A 17427-nucleotide genomic window follows, 5' to 3' on the forward strand; every position below is an offset into this window, starting at 1 on the left:
ATGAGCAACATTTCAGTACTGGGCCTGGGGGCGATGGGGTCGCGGATGGCCGCTCGACTGATCGCCGCCGGGCATAAGGTCACGGTCTGGAACCGCACGGGCCGGGCTGCGCAACCGTTGGTTGACTTGGGCGCCACCCTGGCGGTGTCGCCAAGGGACGCCAGCCAAGGCGCTGAGTTTGTGATCGCTATGCTGCGTGATGATGAAGTGTCGCGTTTCGTATGGCTGGATCCTGAGTGTGGGGCGCTCGCGGGAATGTCACCCGACACTGTCGCAATCGAGAGTTCAACCCTGACGTCGGGCTGGATACAGATGCTGGGTGCGCAGATGCAGCATCAACAGGTATCACTGCTGGAGGCGCCCGTTTCCGGATCCCGGTTGCAGGCCGATACAGGGCAGTTGACCTACCTGATCGGCGGGGACACACAGGTGCTTGAGCGTTGTCGTCCTGTGCTGGGTGCATTGGGTTCTGGTATCCACCATACCGGTGCATTGGGGCATGGGGCGCTCACCAAGCTCGCAACCAATGCCCTATTAGGCATACAGGTAACCGGTTTGGCTGAGATCATCGGCATGCTTAAGCGCAGTGGCGCCGATGCTTCGCAAGTGCTGGCGGCGATGGCAGGCACTTCTGTTTGGGCGCCGGTTGCCACATACCTTGCCAGTACGATGCTGGCAGAGAATTTCGCCCCGCAGTTTCCCGTAGAGCTCATCGAGAAAGACTTCGGATACGTGTTGAATGAAGCCGGTATTTCCAGGGATGCACCGACCATCGCTGCGGCACATGGGGTGTTTCAGCAGGCAATGGCGCAAGGTCTGGGTGCAGAGAACATGACCAGCGTCGTGCGGCTATTTACCGCGCAGCATGCGCCTGGTGAGGCCGATAGCTAACGCGGGCTGTAGGCCCAAACAAAAAACGCCCGGTGCAGACTCTGCACCGGGCGTTTTTATTGGCGGTTGCGCCGAAGCAATTACTCTTCGAGGCTGCCCATAGCGGTGGTGTTGAAGCCGCCGTCTACGTACATGATTTCGCCGCTGATGCCCGAGGCCAGGTCGGAACACAGGAAGGCACCGGCGTTGCCGACTTCTTCGATGGTCACGTTACGGCGCAGCGGGGTTTGAGCTTCGTTGGCTGCCAGCATTTTGCGGAAGTTCTTGATGCCCGAAGCGGCCAGGGTACGGATCGGACCGGCCGACACGCAGTTAACGCGAGTGCCTTCCGGGCCCAGGCTGCCTGCCAGGTAACGTACACCGGCTTCCAGGCTGGCTTTGGCCATGCCCATCACGTTGTAGTTAGGCATGGTGCGCTCAGCACCCAGGTAGGACAGGGTCAGCAGGCTGCCATTGCGGCCTTTCATCATCGGGCGACCGGCTTTGGCCAGGGCCACGAAGCTGTAGGCGCTGATGTCGTGAGCGATGCGGAAGCCTTCACGGGTGGTGGCGTCGGTGAAGTCACCGTCCAGTTGGTCGCCAGGGGCGAAACCTACGGAGTGAACGATGCAGTCCAGGCCGTCCCACTTCTTGCTCAGGTCTTCGAAAACCTTGGCGATTTCTTCATCGCTGGCAACGTCGCAAGGGAAGCACAGTTCCGGGCCAGAGCCCCAGCCTGCGGCGAACTCTTCAACGCGGCCTTTAAGCTTTTCGTTCTGATAAGTGAAGGCAAGTTCAGCGCCTTCACGGTGCATGGCGGCAGCAATGCCAGAAGCGATGGACAATTTGCTGGCGACACCGACGATCAGGACGCGCTTACCGGCGAGAAAACCCATGTGTTGTTCCTCTATCAGGTTAATCGACAGCCACTGGTGCCAAAAAGGCGGCTTCCAGCAGCTGTTGTGTATATGGATGTTGCGGTGAGGCAAAGATACTTTGCGCATCACCCTGTTCGACCACTTGGCCATGCTTGACCACCATCAGTTGGTGGCTCAGCGCTTTGACTACCGCCAGGTCATGGCTGATAAACAAATATGTCAGGTTGTACTTGGTTTGCAGCGAGCGTAACAACTCGACTACCTGGCGTTGTACTGTGCGGTCCAACGCTGAGGTTGGCTCGTCCAGCAGAATCAACGCCGGTTTTAATACCAGTGCCCGGGCAATGGCGATTCGTTGCCGTTGCCCGCCAGAAAACTCGTGAGGGTAGCGGTGCCGGGTTTCCGGATCCAGACCTACTTCTCGCAAGGCTTCAATAATTGCCTTTTCCTGCTCTTCAGGTGTGCCCATACGGTGAATGCGCAACCCTTCACCGACGATCTCGCTGACGCTCATGCGTGGGCTGAGACTGCCAAACGGGTCCTGAAACACCACCTGCATTTCTCTGCGCAGGGGTCTTACTTCCTGGCGTGACATGCAGTCTAACCGTTTGCCTTCAAAACGGATCAATCCTTCGCTGCCAATCAGGCGCAAAATCGCCAGGCCCAGCGTAGATTTTCCTGATCCGCTTTCTCCCACAATCCCCAGGGTCTGCCCCTGAGGCAGGCTGAAGTTAATCCCGTCGACCGCTTTGACGTAATCCACGGTCTTGCGTAACAAGCCTTTTTTGATCGGGAACCACACTTTGAGGTCCTCGACTTCCAGCAACGGCGCCCCGGCAAGCGTGCCAGCCGGGCCTCCGCTGGGCTCTGCACTGAGCAGTTCCCGGGTGTACGGATGCTGTGGTGAACGAAACAATTGCTCACACGATGCTTGTTCGACGATGCAACCACGCTGCATGACACATACTCTGTGCGCAATTCGTCGAACCAGGTTCAAATCGTGACTGATCAGTAACAGCGACATGCCCAGACGCGCCTGTAATTCCTTGAGCAATTCCAGGATTTTCAACTGAACGGTGACGTCCAGTGCGGTGGTGGGTTCGTCGGCAATTAAGAGTTCGGGTTCATTGGCCAGGGCCATGGCGATCATGACACGCTGGCGCTGGCCACCTGACAGCTCGTGTGGCAGCGCTTTAAGGCGTTTGTGCGGCTCAGGGATGCCCACCAGCTCAAGCAGCTCCAGCGTGCGCAGGGTGGCCTCTTTGCCAGTCAGGCCTTTGTGAATACCCAGCACTTCATTGATTTGTTTTTCAATGCTGTGCAGCGGGTTCAGCGAGGTCATGGGCTCCTGAAAAATCATGGCAATGCGGTTGCCGCGAATATGCCGCAGCTTTTTCTCATCCAGGTGCAGCAGGTCTTGCCCGGCATACTCAATGCTGCCGTGTGGATGGCGCGCCATAGGGTAGGGTAGCAGCCGCAGAATGGAGTGTGCGGTCACCGATTTGCCGGAGCCGCTTTCGCCAACCAGTGCCAGGGTTTCGCCGCGTTTGATATCGAAATTGATGCCTTGCACAACACGGTGTGATTGTTCGCCGGTGACAAACTCAACGGCGAGATCACGCACTTCGATCAGAATGTCCTGCGTCATCTTATTTCCTCGGATCGAAGGCATCGCGAGCGGACTCGCCGATAAACACCAGCAGGCTCAGCATGATGGCCAGCACCGCAAAGGCGCTGATGCCCAGCCACGGCGCTTGCAGGTTGGATTTGCCCTGCGCGACCAGTTCGCCCAGCGACGGCGCGCCCGGCGGCAGGCCAAAGCCCAGGAAGTCCAGCGCTGTGAGCGTGCCAATGGCGCCGGTCAAAATAAACGGCATAAAGGTCATGGTCGAAACCATGGCGTTGGGCAGGATGTGCCGGTACATGATGGCCATGTCTTGCATGCCGAGTGCGCGCGCCGCACGTACATATTCCAGGTTTCGCCCGCGCAAAAATTCGGCGCGCACCACATCCACCAGGCTCATCCATGAGAACAGCAGCATGATCCCCAGCAGCCACCAGAAGTTGGGCTGCACAAAACTCGCCAGAATTATCAGCAGGTACAGCACCGGCAGCCCCGACCAGATCTCCAGGAAGCGCTGGCCTGCCAGATCGACCCAACCGCCATAGAAGCCCTGAAGCGCACCTGCGATAACGCCGATGATCGAGCTCAAAATGGTCAACGTCAGGGCGAACAGCACTGAAATCCTGAAGCCATAAATCACTCGTGCCAGTACATCGCGCCCCTGGTCGTCGGTGCCCAGCCAGTTCTCCAGAGACGGCGGAGCGGGGGCTGGCACTTTCAGGTCGTAGTTAATGCTCTGATAGCTGTAGGGGATCGGTGGCCACACCACCAGGGCGTCTTTCTTGGCCAACAGTTCGCGGATGTACGGGCTTTTGTAGTTGGCCTCGAGCGGGAATTCACCGCCGAAGTCGGTTTCCGGGTAGCGCTTGAGCGCCGGGAAATACCATTCGCCGTCGTAGTGGACCACCAGCGGTTTGTCATTGGCGATCAGTTCAGCGCCCAGGCTCAGCCCAAACAGCACGATAAACAGCCACAAAGACCACCAGCCACGCTTGTTGGCTTTGAAACGTTCGAAACGTCGTCGATTGAGTGGGGACAGTTTCATCTCAATGCTCCCGGCTTTCAAAGTCGATGCGCGGATCAACCAGGGTGTATGAGAGGTCGCCGATCAGTTTCACCACCAGCCCGACCAGCGTGAAGATAAACAGGGTGCCAAACACCACCGGGTAATCACGATTGATCGCAGCTTCAAAGCTCATCAGTCCGAGGCCGTCCAGCGAGAAGATCACTTCAACCAGCAATGAACCGGTAAAGAAGATGCCGATGAAGGCCGACGGGAAGCCGGCAATCACCAGCAGCATGGCGTTGCGAAACACGTGCCCGTAGAGCACGCGGTGATTGGTCAAGCCCTTGGCCTTGGCCGTGACCACGTATTGTTTGTTGATCTCATCCAGAAAGCTGTTTTTGGTCAGCAAAGTCATGGTGGCAAAGTTGCCGATGACCAGCGCGGTGATGGGCAGCGCCAAGTGCCAGAAATAGTCGAGGATCTTGCCGCCCAGGCTGAGCTCGTCGAAGTTGTTGGAGGTCAGGCCGCGCAATGGGAACCAGTCCAGATAACTGCCCCCGGCGAACACCACGATCAGCAGAATGGCAAACAAAAAGGCCGGAATCGCGTAACCGATAATGATTGCCGAACTGGTCCAGACGTCAAAGTGGCTGCCATGGCGCGTGGCCTTGGCGATGCCCAGCGGGATCGAGACCAGGTACATGATCAGCGTGCTCCACAACCCCAGCGAAATGGACACCGGCATTTTTTCTTTGATCAGGTCGATGACCTTGGCGTCCCGGAAAAAACTCTCACCGAAATCCAGTTGGGCGTAGTTCTTGATCATGATCCACAGGCGTTCAGGCGCTGACTTGTCGAAACCGTACATCTTCTCGATTTCTTCAATCAGCGCCGGGTCCAGGCCTTGCGCGCCCCGGTAGCTGGAGCCAGCCACCGAGACTTCCGAGCCGCCTCCGGCGATACGGCTGGTTGCTCCGTCGAAGCCTTCAAGCTTGGCGATCATCTGGTCAACCGGGCCGCCGGGGGCGGCCTGAATAATGACGAAGTTAATCAGCAGAATACCGAACAGCGTCGGAATAATTAGCAGCAGTCGCCTGAATATATACGCCAGCATTTACGGCTCCAGGCTTTCGCTTGTGGGTTTGGTCGGGGTAACAGGCGCTGCATCAGGTTTTGCCCACCACGTCTCGGTGCCGATGTCGTACAGCGGGGTCACCGCCGGGTGACCAATGTTGTGCGAGTAGGCGACGCGCCAGGTTTTGATGTGCCAGTTGGGGATGACGTAGTAGCCCCATTGCAATACGCGGTCCAGCGCCCGGGCGTGGTTGATCAGGCTTTGCCGGGAATCGGCATGGATCAGGTCTTCGGTCAGTTGATCGATGGCCGGGTCTTTAAGGCCAATAAAATTACGGCTACCGGGTTTGTCGTAGCTCGACGATTCCCAGTATTCACGCTGCTCACTGCCCGGCGAGTTGGACTGCGGGAAGCTGCCGACAATCATGTCGAAGTCCCGTGAACGCAGGCGGTTAAGGTATTGCGAGGTATCGACCCGACGAATTTGCAGGTCGATACCCAAGTCGCTGAGGTTGCGCTTGTAGGGCAGCAGAATGCGCTCGAACTCCGATTGGGCCAGCAGGAACTCAATGGTGACCGGCTTGCCCTGGGCATCGACCATCTTGTCATCGACGATACGCCAGCCAGCGTCTTGCAGCAGTTGATAGGCGCGGCGCTGTTGGTCGCGAATCATGCCGCTGGCGTCGGTGACGTTGGGTTTGAAGACCTCGGTGAAGACCTTGTCCGGTATCTGGCCGCGCAAGGGTTCTAAAATAGCCAGCTCTTCTGCGCTCGGAAGTTCCTTGGCGGCCATTTCCGAGTTCTCAAAATAACTGCCCGTGCGTGAATAGGCGCCGCTGAACAGTTGCTTGTTGGCCCATTCGAAGTCAAACAGCAGGCTCAGGGCCTCGCGAACCCGTACATCCTGAAACATGGGTTTGCGCAGGTTGAAGATAAAGCCCTGCATGCCGGTCGGGTTATGGTTGCGAATTTCTTCTTTTTTCAAGCGGCCCTGGGTGAAGGCTGGCGCGTTGTAGGCACTCGCCCAGTTCTTGGCGCTGATCTCGAACCAATAATCAAACTGCCCGGCCTTGAGGGCTTCGAATGCCACGCTGTTGTCGCGGAAGTAGTCCACGGTAATCGCATCGAAGTTGTACAGGCCCTTGTTGATTGGCAGGTCTTTGCCCCAGTAATCCTTGTTGCGCTCGTAGCGGATGGAACGCCCGGGTTTGATATCGGTAATGGTGTAGGGGCCGCTGCCGACAGGGATTTCAAGGTTGCCTTTACCGAAATCTCGGGTTTCCCACCAATGCTTGGGCAGGACGGGCAGTTGTCCCAAAATCAACGGCAGTTCGCGGTTTTTGTTGTGCTTGAAGGTGAACTTCACCTGCAGCGGGTTTTCGGCAATGGCCTGGTCGACATCGCTGTAATAGCCCTTGTATAGCGGCGAGCCGTTCTTCATCAGTGTGTCGAAGGTAAACACCACGTCTTCGGCGCGGATCGGGTGGCCATCGTTGAACTTGGCTTCGGGGCGCAGGTAAAACCGTACCCAGCTGTTATCAGGCGCCTTTTCCATCTTTTGCGCGATCAAGCCATAGGAGGTAAACGGTTCGTCCAGCGTCTGTCGGGTCAGGGTGTCGAAGGTCATTTCAATCCCTTCGGCCGGTACGCCCTTGTTGATAAACGGGTTGAGGCTGTCAAAGCTGCCGGTGGTTGATTTGCGAAAGATGCCGCCCTTGGGGGCATCCGGGTTCACGTAATCGACATGTTTGAAGTCAGCCGGGTATTTCGGCGGCTCATCGTAAAGCGTCAATGCATGTTGTGGAGCGGCCAATGCCGCACAGGTCGCACTGGCCAGCAACAGGCCGGCCAGCGGTTTTAGCCAGGTACGCAAAGGCATCATCGGGTTTTCTCCGTAGGCTTGAGCCACCATGCGCTAAGGCCCAGCGTGTAAGGCGGCGTCGTCACAAAGGCGAACCGGTTGCGGTACGCCAGGCGGTGATAATTCAGATACCAGTTGGGAATCATGTAGTGCTGCCAGAGTAAAACGCGATCCAGCGCCCGGCCAGCAGCCAGTTGTTCTTCGCGGTTCTGTGCGGCCAGGAGTTTTTCCAGCAATTGATCGACGATCGGGCTGGCAACCCCTGCATAGTTCTTGCTGCCCTTGACGTTGGCCTGGCTGGAGTGGAAGTACTGCCACTGTTCAAGCCCTGGGCTCAAGGTCTGATCGAGGGTCATCAGGATCATGTCGAAATCGAATTGGTCCAGCCGCTGTTTGTATTGCGCGCGATCGACAGTGCGCAGCCGCGCTTCGATACCGATGCTGGCGAGGTTCTCGACATAAGGTTGCAAAATGCGTTCGAGGTTCGGATTGACCAGCAATATCTCGAACGTCAGCGGTTTGCCTTCGCTACTGAGCAAGCGTTGCCCGGACAGTTTCCAGCCACCTTGGGCCAACAGATCCAGAGCGTGGCGCATGGTTTCGCGGGGGATGCCGCGGCCATCAGTTTTCGGCAGGCTGAAGGCTTGGCTGAACAGTTCGGGTGGCAGCTGGCTGCGCCAAGGGGAGAGCATCAGCCATTCATGGCCTTGGGGGATGCCGCTGGCCGAGAACTCACTGTTGGGGTAGTAGCTTTCGGCCCGTTGATATGAGCCATTGAATAAGGCGCGATTGGTCCATTCGAAGTCGAACATTTGCCCCAGCGCTTCGCGAACTTTAGCTTGCGCGAAGGTACCGCGGCGGCTGTTCATAAACAGGCCTTGTGTCTGGGTCGGGATCTGATGGGTGATTTCAGCCTTGATCACATCGCCACGGCGTACTGCCGGAAATCGGTAGGCATTGGCCCAATTCTTGGCCTGGTGCTCGATATAAATGTCGAATTCGCCCGCCTTGAACGCTTCGAAGGCAACGTTGCTGTCACGGTAAAACTCCACTTCGACCCGGTCGAAATTGTATTTACCGCGATTGACCGGCAGGTTGGCGCCCCACCAGTTTTTGACATGTTCAAACACCAACTGTCGGCCTGGGGTCACCTTGGTGATGCGATAAGGCCCGCTGCCCAGCGGTGGCTCGAACGTTGTCGCTTTAAAGTCGCGTTTCGCCCAGTAGTGCTGTGGCAGAACCGGCAATTCCCCCAGCCGCAGAATCAATAACGGGTTGCCCGCACGTTTAAACACAAAACGGATGCGCTTGGGGCCCAAAATATCGACGCGCTGAACTTCTTGAAGGTTGGTCCGGTATTGAGGATGGCCTTCTTTTAGCAGCAAGTTGTAAGAAAACGCTACGTCGTAGGCGGTGATGGGTTTGCCATCATGAAAACGTGCTTCGGGTCGCAGGTTAAACACCACCCAACTGCGGTCTTCGTTGTATTCGACTGATTGTGCAATCAAGCCATAACTGGACGTAGGTTCGTCACCGGACGGGGCATATTGGCCAGTACCGGCCATTAATGTCTCGTTGAGTTCGTTGACCCCGTATTGCAAGAAGTTTGCAGTCGAAACCGGGCTGGTGCCCTTGAAGGAATAAGGGTTAAGCGTGTCAAACGTGCCAAATGCCATGACCCGCAACGTCCCGCCTTTAGGCGCGTCGGGATTTACCCAATCGTAATGAGTAAACGTTGCCGGGTATTTGAGAGTACCGAACTGTGCATAACCGTGGCTTTCACTCAGGGTCGCACTCGCCGGAAAGCTCAAGGCCAGATTGATAAGAACTAACAGAAGGGGACGCATTAAGTCAGGTATTCGATCCGGGCATTGGGCTGAAGGTTTCCGTACAGTAACAGCTTGTATCTGTAGGAAAAAGGCCACGCCATAAAGCACTGCGGGCAAGCAACTTCCTGCAATTTAGTAGGAGTATGCTTGCCCGCATGAACGTGCTAACCGAATCAGTGCGGCTTGTAGACCGTCAGGACTTGACCGGGCTTGAGGGCTTTGGCTGAATTTGGATTCCAGCGCTTAAGGTGCTGCATTTCAACATTGAAACGCTTGGCAACAATGTATAAAGAGTCGCCTTTTTTAACGGTGTAAGTTGTGGCTTTTTTAGCAGCAGGCCTGCGGGTGTCCTGCATGACCAGCGTCTGGCCCGCTTTCAGGTTATGCCCGCTAAGTTTGTTCCAGCGCTGCAAGTCTTTGACGTCAACTTTATTGGCTTTGGCGATCAGTGTCAGGTTGTCACCGCGTTTAACCCGGTATTGGCGGGTTGGTCGGGCCGGTGGGTTGCTGGCAACGGTGTCGAAAACGGCCTTTTTGGGGCGCAGGCTCACCAGCTCTTCAGGCTTGAGATTTGACAGGCTGGCGGTCAACAACTGGGCTTTAGACGTTGGCACCAGCAAGTGTTGCGGGCCATCAGTGGTGGCGCGCTGCTTGTAAGCCGGGTTTAACTGGAACATTTCGTCTTCGTCGATCTCGGCCAGGGCTGCCACGCGGGACAGGTCCATGGACTGCTTGATCTCGACCATCTCGAAGTACGGTTCGTTGGCAATCGGGTTGAGATTGATGCCATAGGCTTCGGGGGTCAGCACCACCTGTGACAGGGCCAGCAGCTTGGGCACATAATCTTTGGTTTCCTGCGGCAAAGGCAGGTTCCAGTAGTCGGTCGGCAAGCCGAGTTTTTCGTTGCGTTCAATCGCCCGGCTGACCGTGCCTTCACCTGCGTTATAAGCGGCCAGAGCCAGCAGCCAGTCACCGTTGAACATGTCATGCAGGCGCGTCAGGTAGTTCATGGCCGCGAGGGTCGAGGCGGTAATGTCGCGTCGGCCATCGTAGGCGCGGGTTTGGCGCAGATTGAAATAACGGCCCGTCGACGGGATGAACTGCCAAAGCCCCACCGCATTGGCGTGGGAGTACGCCATCGGGTTGTAAGAGCTTTCGATTACAGGCAATAAAGCCAGTTCGAGTGGCATGTTGCGTTCTTCAAGGCGCTCGACGATGTAATGAATGTACAAGCTGCCGCGTTCGCCGGCGCCTTCAAGAAAAGACGGGTTGCTGGCAAACCACAAACGCTGTTGTTCGATACGCGGGTTGACGCCCAGGCCTTCTTGTAGCTGGAAGCCCTGGCGCATGCGTTCCCAGACGTCTTTGGGGGCAACTGGCCCCGGCTTTTCCTTGAGCCAGAGCGGCTCTTGAGGAATGCGTTTGGTCAGTTTGAGAGTGGGCCGATCGACCGTTTGGGTCGAATGATCGAAGCTCTGGCATCCCGCCAAAGTGGCGGACACAACCACCGCGATCGCTTTAGCCAAGCGCGTCAATGCGTCTGAACTGATGGAGTTAGATTTAAATGACGACATTGGTTAAAGATAGTTTCGGGCAAAAATGTCGGGCGATTCTAGAAAGCAGGTGGGGCGCGGTCAACCATTCAGAATTTTAATGGCAACCGCGACGCTGATTAAAACTTGTCTTTCCAGCTACGCAAGCTGGCAAAGACCGCGCTGGGCGAGTCATTGTCACGCTTGTTCCATTCGTCAGCTTTTTCTTTAACAGATATTTCGTTAACCCGTAGAAACGGATTAGTGCGCAATTCAAGCGCAATACTTGATGGCAAACTGATTTTGCCTGCATCACGCCAGGCCGCAACTTGTGCAACTCGGTCGGCAATATCCGGGTTATTCGGCTCTACCGCTTGGGCAAAGCGCAAGTTGCTTTGTGTGTATTCGTGAGTGCAATACACCTCAGTGTGCGCTGGCAAGGCTGCCAACCGACTTAAAGAGTGATGCATTTGTTCAGGAGTACCTTCAAATAACCGGCCGCAACCAGCCGCGAACAACGTATCGCCGCTGAACAATAGTGGCTTTGAAACATCAGCGTGGTAATAAGCGATATGACCCAGGGTATGCCCAGGAACCAGAAATACTTTGAATTCAATTCCCAATACGTTGATCACATCGTTATCGTTAAGTGGCACTTGTCGCGCGGGAATGTTTTCCAGCGACGGACCCCAGACTTTAGCGCCTGTGATGGTGTGTAATTGCTCAACGCCACCCACATGGTCATGGTGATGGTGGGTGACCAGAATATCGCTGAGTACCCACTCGGGATGGTGCTTGAGCCAGTTCAGCACCGGGGCGGCGTCACCCGGATCGACCACGGCGCAGCGTTTTTGGGTCGTATCCTGTAACAACCATATGTAGTTGTCGCTGAAGGCGGGCAGGGCGTCGATCTGTAACATGGTGCAATTCCCAAGTGCGAGACAATGGCGCATCTTAGGGGCTGTTGGTGTTGCAATGCGAGCCGCGTTGCAGCACCAGCCGAACGAAGAGGCGTAACCGGTGGATGGCGAGGTGGAGGAACAATGACCGATAAACCATTGGCTCAGGCGGACCCTGAGTGGCTGGCACTGATCAGTTCGGCCCGCGAATGGCTGTCTGGTCCCCTTGGCCAGTTGCTGCTGGAAGATGAGCAGCGTGTGCTTGAGGACGAACTCGGACGCTATTTCGGTGGCTACCTGGTGCATTACGGTCCGGGTGCCGACACGCCGCCCAAGGCCCCGCAAGTGCAGCGCAATGTGCGGCTGGGCGCGCCTTTACCGGGTGTCGAAATCATTTGTGAAGAACAATCCTGGCCTTTATGCGAGCACGCGGCCGATGTGGTGGTGTTGCAGCACGGTCTGGATTTTTGTCTGTCACCTCACGGCCTGCTGCGTGAAGCTGCCAGCAGCGTCCGCCCCGGCGGGCATTTGTTGATTGTGGGGATCAACCCCTGGAGCAGTTGGGGGCTGCGGCATGTTTTTGCCAAGGATGCCCTGCGCAAGGCGCGGTGCATTTCCCCGTCGCGGGTTGCCGACTGGCTGAATCTGCTGGGCTTTGCGCTGGAGAAACGCCGCTTCGGATGCTATCGTCCGCCGCTTGCTTCCAAGGCGTGGCAAGGCCGTTTGTCAGGTTGGGAGCGCAAGGCCGGTAGCTGGCAATTGGCCGGTGGTGGCTTCTATGTATTGGTCGCCCGCAAAATGGTGGTGGGTTTGCGGCCCGTCCAGCCACTGCGTCGAGAGCCAAAAGGCAAACTGATCCCTCTGCAGATGGCCAAGGTCAATCGACCTGATATTGAACCCTAATTTAAAATGCCGGGTCGGGTTCACTCGGCTCCAGGTGCTGCCATCACGACTTGATAGGCAGGCCGAGGCAGTTCTTTCTGGATAGTTGGCAATGAGCGATTGCGTAGAAATGTTCACCGATGGTGCCTGCAAGGGTAACCCTGGCCCGGGTGGCTGGGGGGCTTTGCTGGTCTATCAAGGCGTTGAAAAAGAACTCTGGGGCGGCGAGCCCGACACCACCAACAATCGCATGGAGTTAATGGCGGCCATTCGTGGGCTTGAAGAGCTCAAGCGCCCCTGCGAAGTCTTGCTGGTCACCGACTCGCAGTACGTGATGAAAGGCATCACCGAGTGGATGGTCAACTGGAAGAAGCGCGGTTGGAAAACCGCTGCCAAAGAGCCGGTGAAAAATGCCGACCTGTGGAAGCAGCTGGACGAACAAGTCAATCGCCATACCGTGAAGTGGCAATGGGTGCGCGGGCACATTGGCCATCATGGTAATGAACGTGCTGACCAGTTGGCCAATCGCGGGGTCGAGGAAATGAGGGGCAAAAAACATGCGTAGTGTGGTACTCGATACTGAAACCACCGGTATGCCCGTCACCGATGGTCACCGGGTGATCGAGATCGGTTGCGTGGAATTAATGGGCCGTCGCCTCACCGGCCGTCATTTTCACGTGTACCTGCAACCTGACCGTGAAAGTGACGAGGGTGCCATCGGCGTCCACGGTATTACCAATGAGTTTCTGGTCGGCAAGCCGCGTTTTGGCGAAGTCGCCGACGAGTTTTTCGACTTCATCTCGGGTGCTCAGCTGATCATTCATAACGCCGCGTTTGACGTCGGCTTTCTGAATAACGAGTTTGCCTTGATCGGGCAGACCGACCGCGCTGACATCACCCAACACTGCACCATTCTCGATACCCTGATGATGGCGCGTGGCCGTCACCCTGGGCAGCGCAATAGCCTGGATGCTTTGTGCAAACGCTATGGTGTAGACAACTCGGGCCGTGAGTTGCACGGCGCCTTGCTCGACTCCGAGATTCTGGCGGATGTTTACCTGGCCATGACCGGTGGGCAAACCAGCCTGTCGCTGGCGGGTAATGCGTCTGATGGCCATGAGTCGGGTGAGAGTTCTGGCAGCCAGGCCACGGAAATTCGCCGTTTGTCAGCGAGCCGTCAACCAGGTCGGATTATTCGTGCAAGTGAAAGTGACTTGGCCGAACATGCGGCGCGCCTTGAGGCGATTGCCAAGTCGGCGGGTGGTCCGTCGCTGTGGGCACAACTCATCGAAGCTCAAACCCGGCACTAGATCTATCATGGTTGTCACGCCGTCGCGGATTGCGATGGCGAGTTGCAGGGGTATTTCACCGCAAGAAAGAGGGATTTTTCATGCACCTGGTTTTAAACCCCAATGACCCCGTGGTTTCGGTTCGATTGGCGGATGAAGGGTTTGCGCCTTATGTATGGGGCAATGATTTTAGTTTTGAAGTAAACGCGTATGCCCGTGCTGACCGTCATAAAAAGGTCGAGCACTGGCCATTGGACATGATCACGCCCTATCGCAAGTGTTACGGCATAGACCCGGATGAATTTGCCAGTTTCATTGGGGCGCCGGACAGTGCGATTTTCATGGCTTATCTGGATGATCAGCCGGTAGGGCATGTGGTCGTCAGTACAAACTGGAATGGCTTTGCCCATGTCGATGAACTGGCCGTTGCCGCTTGTGCGCGCCGTCATGGCGTGGCCAAGTCATTGCTTGATGTGGTCAAGTTCTGGAGCCACAAGAAAAAACTGCAGGGCATCATGCTCGAAACCCAAAACAACAACATCGGTGCCTGCCGCTTGTATGAGCGTTGCGGGTATCAGGTGGGCGGTATCGATTATTTGCGCTATCGCGGCATTGATCCGCAAACCTGCGAAGTGGCGATTTTTTGGTATCTGCTGTTTGAAAGCCAGGTGTAGCCGCTACCGCAGGCTGCCATCTTTACAGGTAAGAAACCTAAGGTCGTGTTAAAGGGTGACGGCGCCCTGGTCTGCCAGCAAGACCTCGGCCCGTTCACGCACAATCTCAAGCAGCGCTTTAAGCGCTGCGCCGGGCTCTGAGCCTTTGCGCGTAAGGGCATACAGTGTCACGGGAACTGCGGGTGATAACGGGCACACGTCCAGCCCGCTGTTTTTGGCGCCAATGGCGGTAAACGGATCCACCAGCGCCAGGCCTTCCCCCGCTTCAACCATGCTGCGCATCATCTGATAGCTTTGTACGTCAATGTGCACCACCGGCGCTGGCCGCAGTGTGTGCAGCTTGCTGTCGAGCATTCTGCTCAGCGGGTCGTGCTGACGCAGGCCAATCATGGCTTGGCCGGCCAGATCGTGCAGGGCGATGTACTTTTGTTTCGGGCCAAGCCAGCCGTGAGGCGCGAGCAATTGGACTTTTCCCTGGGCCAACTTCTGGCTATCAACGCCCGGCTGCTCGGCCGGTTGCAGAGCCAGGCCGACGTCGCATTCATCCATTAGCACGCGGCGTACTATTTCAGAGAAGCACTGGCTGCTCAGGGTCGTGGGCGTGTCGGGGAAGCGTCGTCTCAACGTCGCAACGCTGTGCGGCAGCAAGGGCTGCGCCAAGGTCTCGCTACAGGCCACGCGCAAGGTCGGGTCCTGATGCTGGCGCAAGGCGTCGCCAAGTCGGCGAAGCGGGTCTGCATCCATGTACAACTGATTGACCAGCGGTTGCAGCAGGAGGGTTTCGCGAGTGGCTTGCAGGCGTCCGCGCACGCTGGCAAACAGCATGAAGCCGAGCTGTTGCTCGGCTTCATGGAGTGTCGCGCTCAGCGTGGATACAGGCAGTTGCAACCACTCGGCCGCATGGTCGAGGTTGCCGGTCTGCAAGATCGCCTGGATCACTTCGATGTGGCGTAAACGCATGCGTGAAGTCCGTATTCAGCGGGTCAGGTGGCGCGTTAGCCTGGCCTGACCCCAGTCTCATCCTGTGACTTCAGCGTTATCCCGGTGGCTGAGGGTTACTCAGGCGTTACAACGGCGTCAGGCTTTGTCGCCACGGCGGTTTGCGAATCACGCGTTAGCAGCACTTTCGACTGGATCAGTTCGAACTCGTTGTCACTGATCTTGGTAACGCGATCTCCAATAGCCAGCTTGTAGGTGACCACAGGGTGACCCTCTACCACTGTTTCAAACTCATGCACCGAATAGACACGGCCTTCCGCGTCTCTTGCATGAAATTGCCCAACTAAAACTGCAGCCATTTGTAGAGAACCTCTGGAGATAAACACCCAATTTGCGGCTCTGTAGACCGTTGATCAGTAGGGGAAGTTTAACGATTTGGAAAAAATAGTCCGGCTACTTTACAGGCTTGCCCGCCGATAAGGTAAATCGAACTGCAAGAAAGCCGCCCGATCATCTATAACTAATCTTCCTACAGCCACAGACTCGGAGTTTTCTATGAGCAAGGTCTACAACGTAGCAGTGCTAGTCGGTAGTTTGAGGAAGGATTCGCTCAATCGAAAAGTGGCTCATGCACTGGCAGAGCTGGCGCCGGCCAATTTGAAGCTGAACATTATCGAGATCGGGGATCTGGCGCTGTACAACGAGGACATTGATACCGCCACGCCACCCGCGGCCTACAGCGCTTTCCGTGATCAAGTACGCGCCGCCGATGCTGTGTTGTTTGTCACCCCTGAATACAACCGCTCGGTTCCGGCCGCTCTGAAAAACGCCCTTGACGTGGGTTCCCGCCCTTACGGTCAAAGTGTCTGGGGTGGTAGGCCTGGCGCAATCATCAGCGTGTCGCCGGGTGCCATCGGTGGTTTTGGCGCCAACCATCACTTGCGGCAATCGCTGGTCTTTCTGAATGTTCCTTGCTTGCAACAGCCAGAAGCCTACCTGGGCGGGGCCGGTAGCGTCTTTGATGAGTCAGGCAAGCTGTCAGAAAAAACCCGACCATTCCTGCAAGCCTTTATCGATGCCTACAGCCAGTGGGTTGAGCAATTGAAAAAAGCCTGATCGCGGATCAAGACCTGCACGGCAGACGACTGCACCGGGCGCAGTCGTCTGTCGGCCATCACTTAACTGCTTTGCGGCATTTCGCCGTTCGCCAGGCGTTTGTTGATATCGGCAATCACCTCGGGCAAATCGCTGAGGGTGTCGATCAAGTAATGCGGACGCGACCCTTCAAACAGGCTGTGAATACGTGTGCGTTCCGAGGCGAGGGTGGCTGGGTCCAGCGCACGGTATTGCTCGTACGTCAGGCCCAGCGCGTTGCCGGAACACACCAACGCCACCGTCCACATGCCCGCACGGCGGCCTTCAAGAATGCCTGGCACGGTGTCGTCGACTTTTACGCAAGCGCCCACATCATCGATACCCAGCGCGATCACATTAGCCAGCGCCTGGGCAGGCCACGGGCGGCCATTAGGCACGTCGTCAGTGGCTACGACGTGATCGGCGGTGTAACTATTGGTAGCTGCCAGCTCCACGACCTTGGCCATCACTTGCGCCGGATAGCCTGAACACGAACCGATTTTGAGCCCTTGCCTGCGTAACAGGGCGATGGTTTCCAGTGCGCCGGGGATTAGCGCGGAGTGCTCGGCGATTTTTTCGATTTGCAGCGGCATAAAGCGTTGGTAAATAGCCGTGACATCGTCGTCGCTCGGTGTGCGGCCAAAAACCTTTTTGTAGCGCTCACTGATCTGTGGTTGATCGCACAGGGTACGAATGTGATCCCACTTGCCCATGCCCATGGGGCCGCGGGCTTCCTCGATCGACACCTGCACGTCGAACTCGGCAAAGGCTTCGACAAAAATCTGGGTTGGGGCGAAGGAGCCAAAGTCGACCACGGTGCCGGCCCAGTCGAGAATCGCTGCCTGAAGTTTGCTTGGGTTGGTGTAGTTCATGTCTGTAAATCCTGTATGAGCAGCCTTGGCTGCACGAAATAAACGGGGTGGTGTGAGGTCGGAG

17 protein-coding genes are annotated in these 17427 nt (G+C 56.7%); 6 read left to right on the plus strand and 11 right to left on the minus strand.

Annotation, left to right across the window (positions count from 1 at the left end):
* Positions 1-891: an NAD(P)-dependent oxidoreductase gene (locus TU84_RS22345; protein ID WP_048373039.1), complete on the plus strand. Its 891-nt coding sequence runs from the start codon at positions 1-3 to the stop codon at positions 889-891.
* An 80-nt stretch (positions 892-971) separates the two neighbouring features.
* Here TU84_RS22345 and fabI read toward each other — a convergent pair whose 3' ends face one another.
* From fabI to gloB, 8 genes are all read right to left on the minus strand, one after another.
* A complete protein-coding gene (fabI, locus tag TU84_RS22350; protein WP_048373041.1) occupies positions 972-1766 on the minus strand; it encodes an enoyl-ACP reductase FabI in 795 nt (264 codons plus the stop codon).
* Positions 1767-1785: 19 nt separating this feature from the next.
* A complete protein-coding gene (locus tag TU84_RS22355; protein ID WP_048373042.1) occupies positions 1786-3396 on the minus strand; it encodes an ABC transporter ATP-binding protein in 1611 nt (536 codons plus the stop codon).
* A gap of 1 nt (position 3397) precedes the next feature.
* Positions 3398-4417: an ABC transporter permease gene (locus TU84_RS22360; RefSeq protein WP_048373045.1), complete on the minus strand. Its 1020-nt coding sequence runs from the start codon at positions 4415-4417 to the stop codon at positions 3398-3400.
* 1 nt (position 4418) lies between these two features.
* Positions 4419-5492 (minus strand): microcin C ABC transporter permease YejB, encoded by a 1074-nt coding sequence (locus tag TU84_RS22365; RefSeq protein WP_048373048.1) that lies wholly within the window; start codon positions 5490-5492, stop codon positions 4419-4421.
* Positions 5493-7334, minus strand: coding sequence for an extracellular solute-binding protein (locus tag TU84_RS22370; RefSeq protein WP_048373051.1), 1842 nt, complete (start codon positions 7332-7334; stop codon positions 5493-5495).
* A complete protein-coding gene (locus TU84_RS22375) occupies positions 7331-9160 on the minus strand; it encodes an extracellular solute-binding protein (RefSeq protein WP_048373053.1) in 1830 nt (609 codons plus the stop codon). Before TU84_RS22375 ends, TU84_RS22370 begins: the two co-directional genes overlap by 4 nt.
* A 155-nt stretch (positions 9161-9315) precedes the next feature.
* On the minus strand, positions 9316-10716 hold the full coding sequence (locus tag TU84_RS22380; protein WP_048373055.1) for a LysM peptidoglycan-binding domain-containing protein: 1401 nt from the start codon (positions 10714-10716) through the stop codon (positions 9316-9318).
* 98 nt (positions 10717-10814) lie between these two features.
* Entirely contained in the window at positions 10815-11594 is a 780-nt protein-coding gene (gene gloB / locus TU84_RS22385) for a hydroxyacylglutathione hydrolase (RefSeq protein WP_048373057.1), read from the minus strand.
* A 123-nt stretch (positions 11595-11717) separates the two neighbouring features.
* Here gloB and TU84_RS22390 point away from each other — a divergent pair, with 123 nt between their 5' ends.
* From TU84_RS22390 to TU84_RS22405, 4 genes are all read left to right on the plus strand, one after another.
* Positions 11718-12476: a methyltransferase domain-containing protein gene (locus tag TU84_RS22390; RefSeq protein WP_048373059.1), complete on the plus strand. Its 759-nt coding sequence runs from the start codon at positions 11718-11720 to the stop codon at positions 12474-12476.
* Positions 12477-12567: 91 nt separating this feature from the next.
* Positions 12568-13020 carry a ribonuclease HI gene (gene rnhA / locus TU84_RS22395; protein WP_048373061.1) on the plus strand — a complete coding sequence of 151 codons (453 nt, stop codon included), beginning with the start codon at positions 12568-12570 and terminating at the stop codon, positions 13018-13020.
* On the plus strand, positions 13013-13765 hold the full coding sequence (gene dnaQ, locus TU84_RS22400; RefSeq protein ID WP_048373063.1) for a DNA polymerase III subunit epsilon: 753 nt from the start codon (positions 13013-13015) through the stop codon (positions 13763-13765). The genes rnhA and dnaQ overlap by 8 nt, the downstream gene beginning before the upstream one ends.
* 80 nt (positions 13766-13845) lie before the next feature.
* Entirely contained in the window at positions 13846-14418 is a 573-nt protein-coding gene (locus TU84_RS22405; protein WP_048373064.1) for a GNAT family N-acetyltransferase, read from the plus strand.
* A 48-nt stretch (positions 14419-14466) separates the two neighbouring features.
* Here TU84_RS22405 and TU84_RS22410 read toward each other — a convergent pair whose 3' ends face one another.
* Together TU84_RS22410 and TU84_RS22415 are read right to left on the minus strand one after the other, a co-directional pair.
* On the minus strand, positions 14467-15378 hold the full coding sequence (locus TU84_RS22410; protein ID WP_048373065.1) for a LysR family transcriptional regulator: 912 nt from the start codon (positions 15376-15378) through the stop codon (positions 14467-14469).
* Between the two features lie 95 nt (positions 15379-15473).
* Complete coding sequence (locus TU84_RS22415; RefSeq protein ID WP_048373067.1) at positions 15474-15716, minus strand: hypothetical protein; 243 nt, start codon at positions 15714-15716, stop codon at positions 15474-15476.
* A 196-nt stretch (positions 15717-15912) separates the two neighbouring features.
* On the opposite strand from TU84_RS22415, the gene TU84_RS22420 reads away from it, so the two are divergent.
* Complete coding sequence (locus TU84_RS22420; protein ID WP_048373069.1) at positions 15913-16473, plus strand: NADPH-dependent FMN reductase; 561 nt, start codon at positions 15913-15915, stop codon at positions 16471-16473.
* Positions 16474-16535: 62 nt separating this feature from the next.
* Here TU84_RS22420 and phnX read toward each other — a convergent pair whose 3' ends face one another.
* Positions 16536-17363, minus strand: a complete 828-nt coding sequence (gene phnX / locus TU84_RS22425) for a phosphonoacetaldehyde hydrolase (protein ID WP_048373071.1) — start codon at positions 17361-17363, stop codon at positions 16536-16538.
* Between the last annotated feature and the right edge of the window lie 64 nt (positions 17364-17427).

The organism is Pseudomonas helleri (assembly GCF_001043025.1).
GTDB lineage: Bacteria > Pseudomonadota > Gammaproteobacteria > Pseudomonadales > Pseudomonadaceae > Aquipseudomonas > Aquipseudomonas helleri.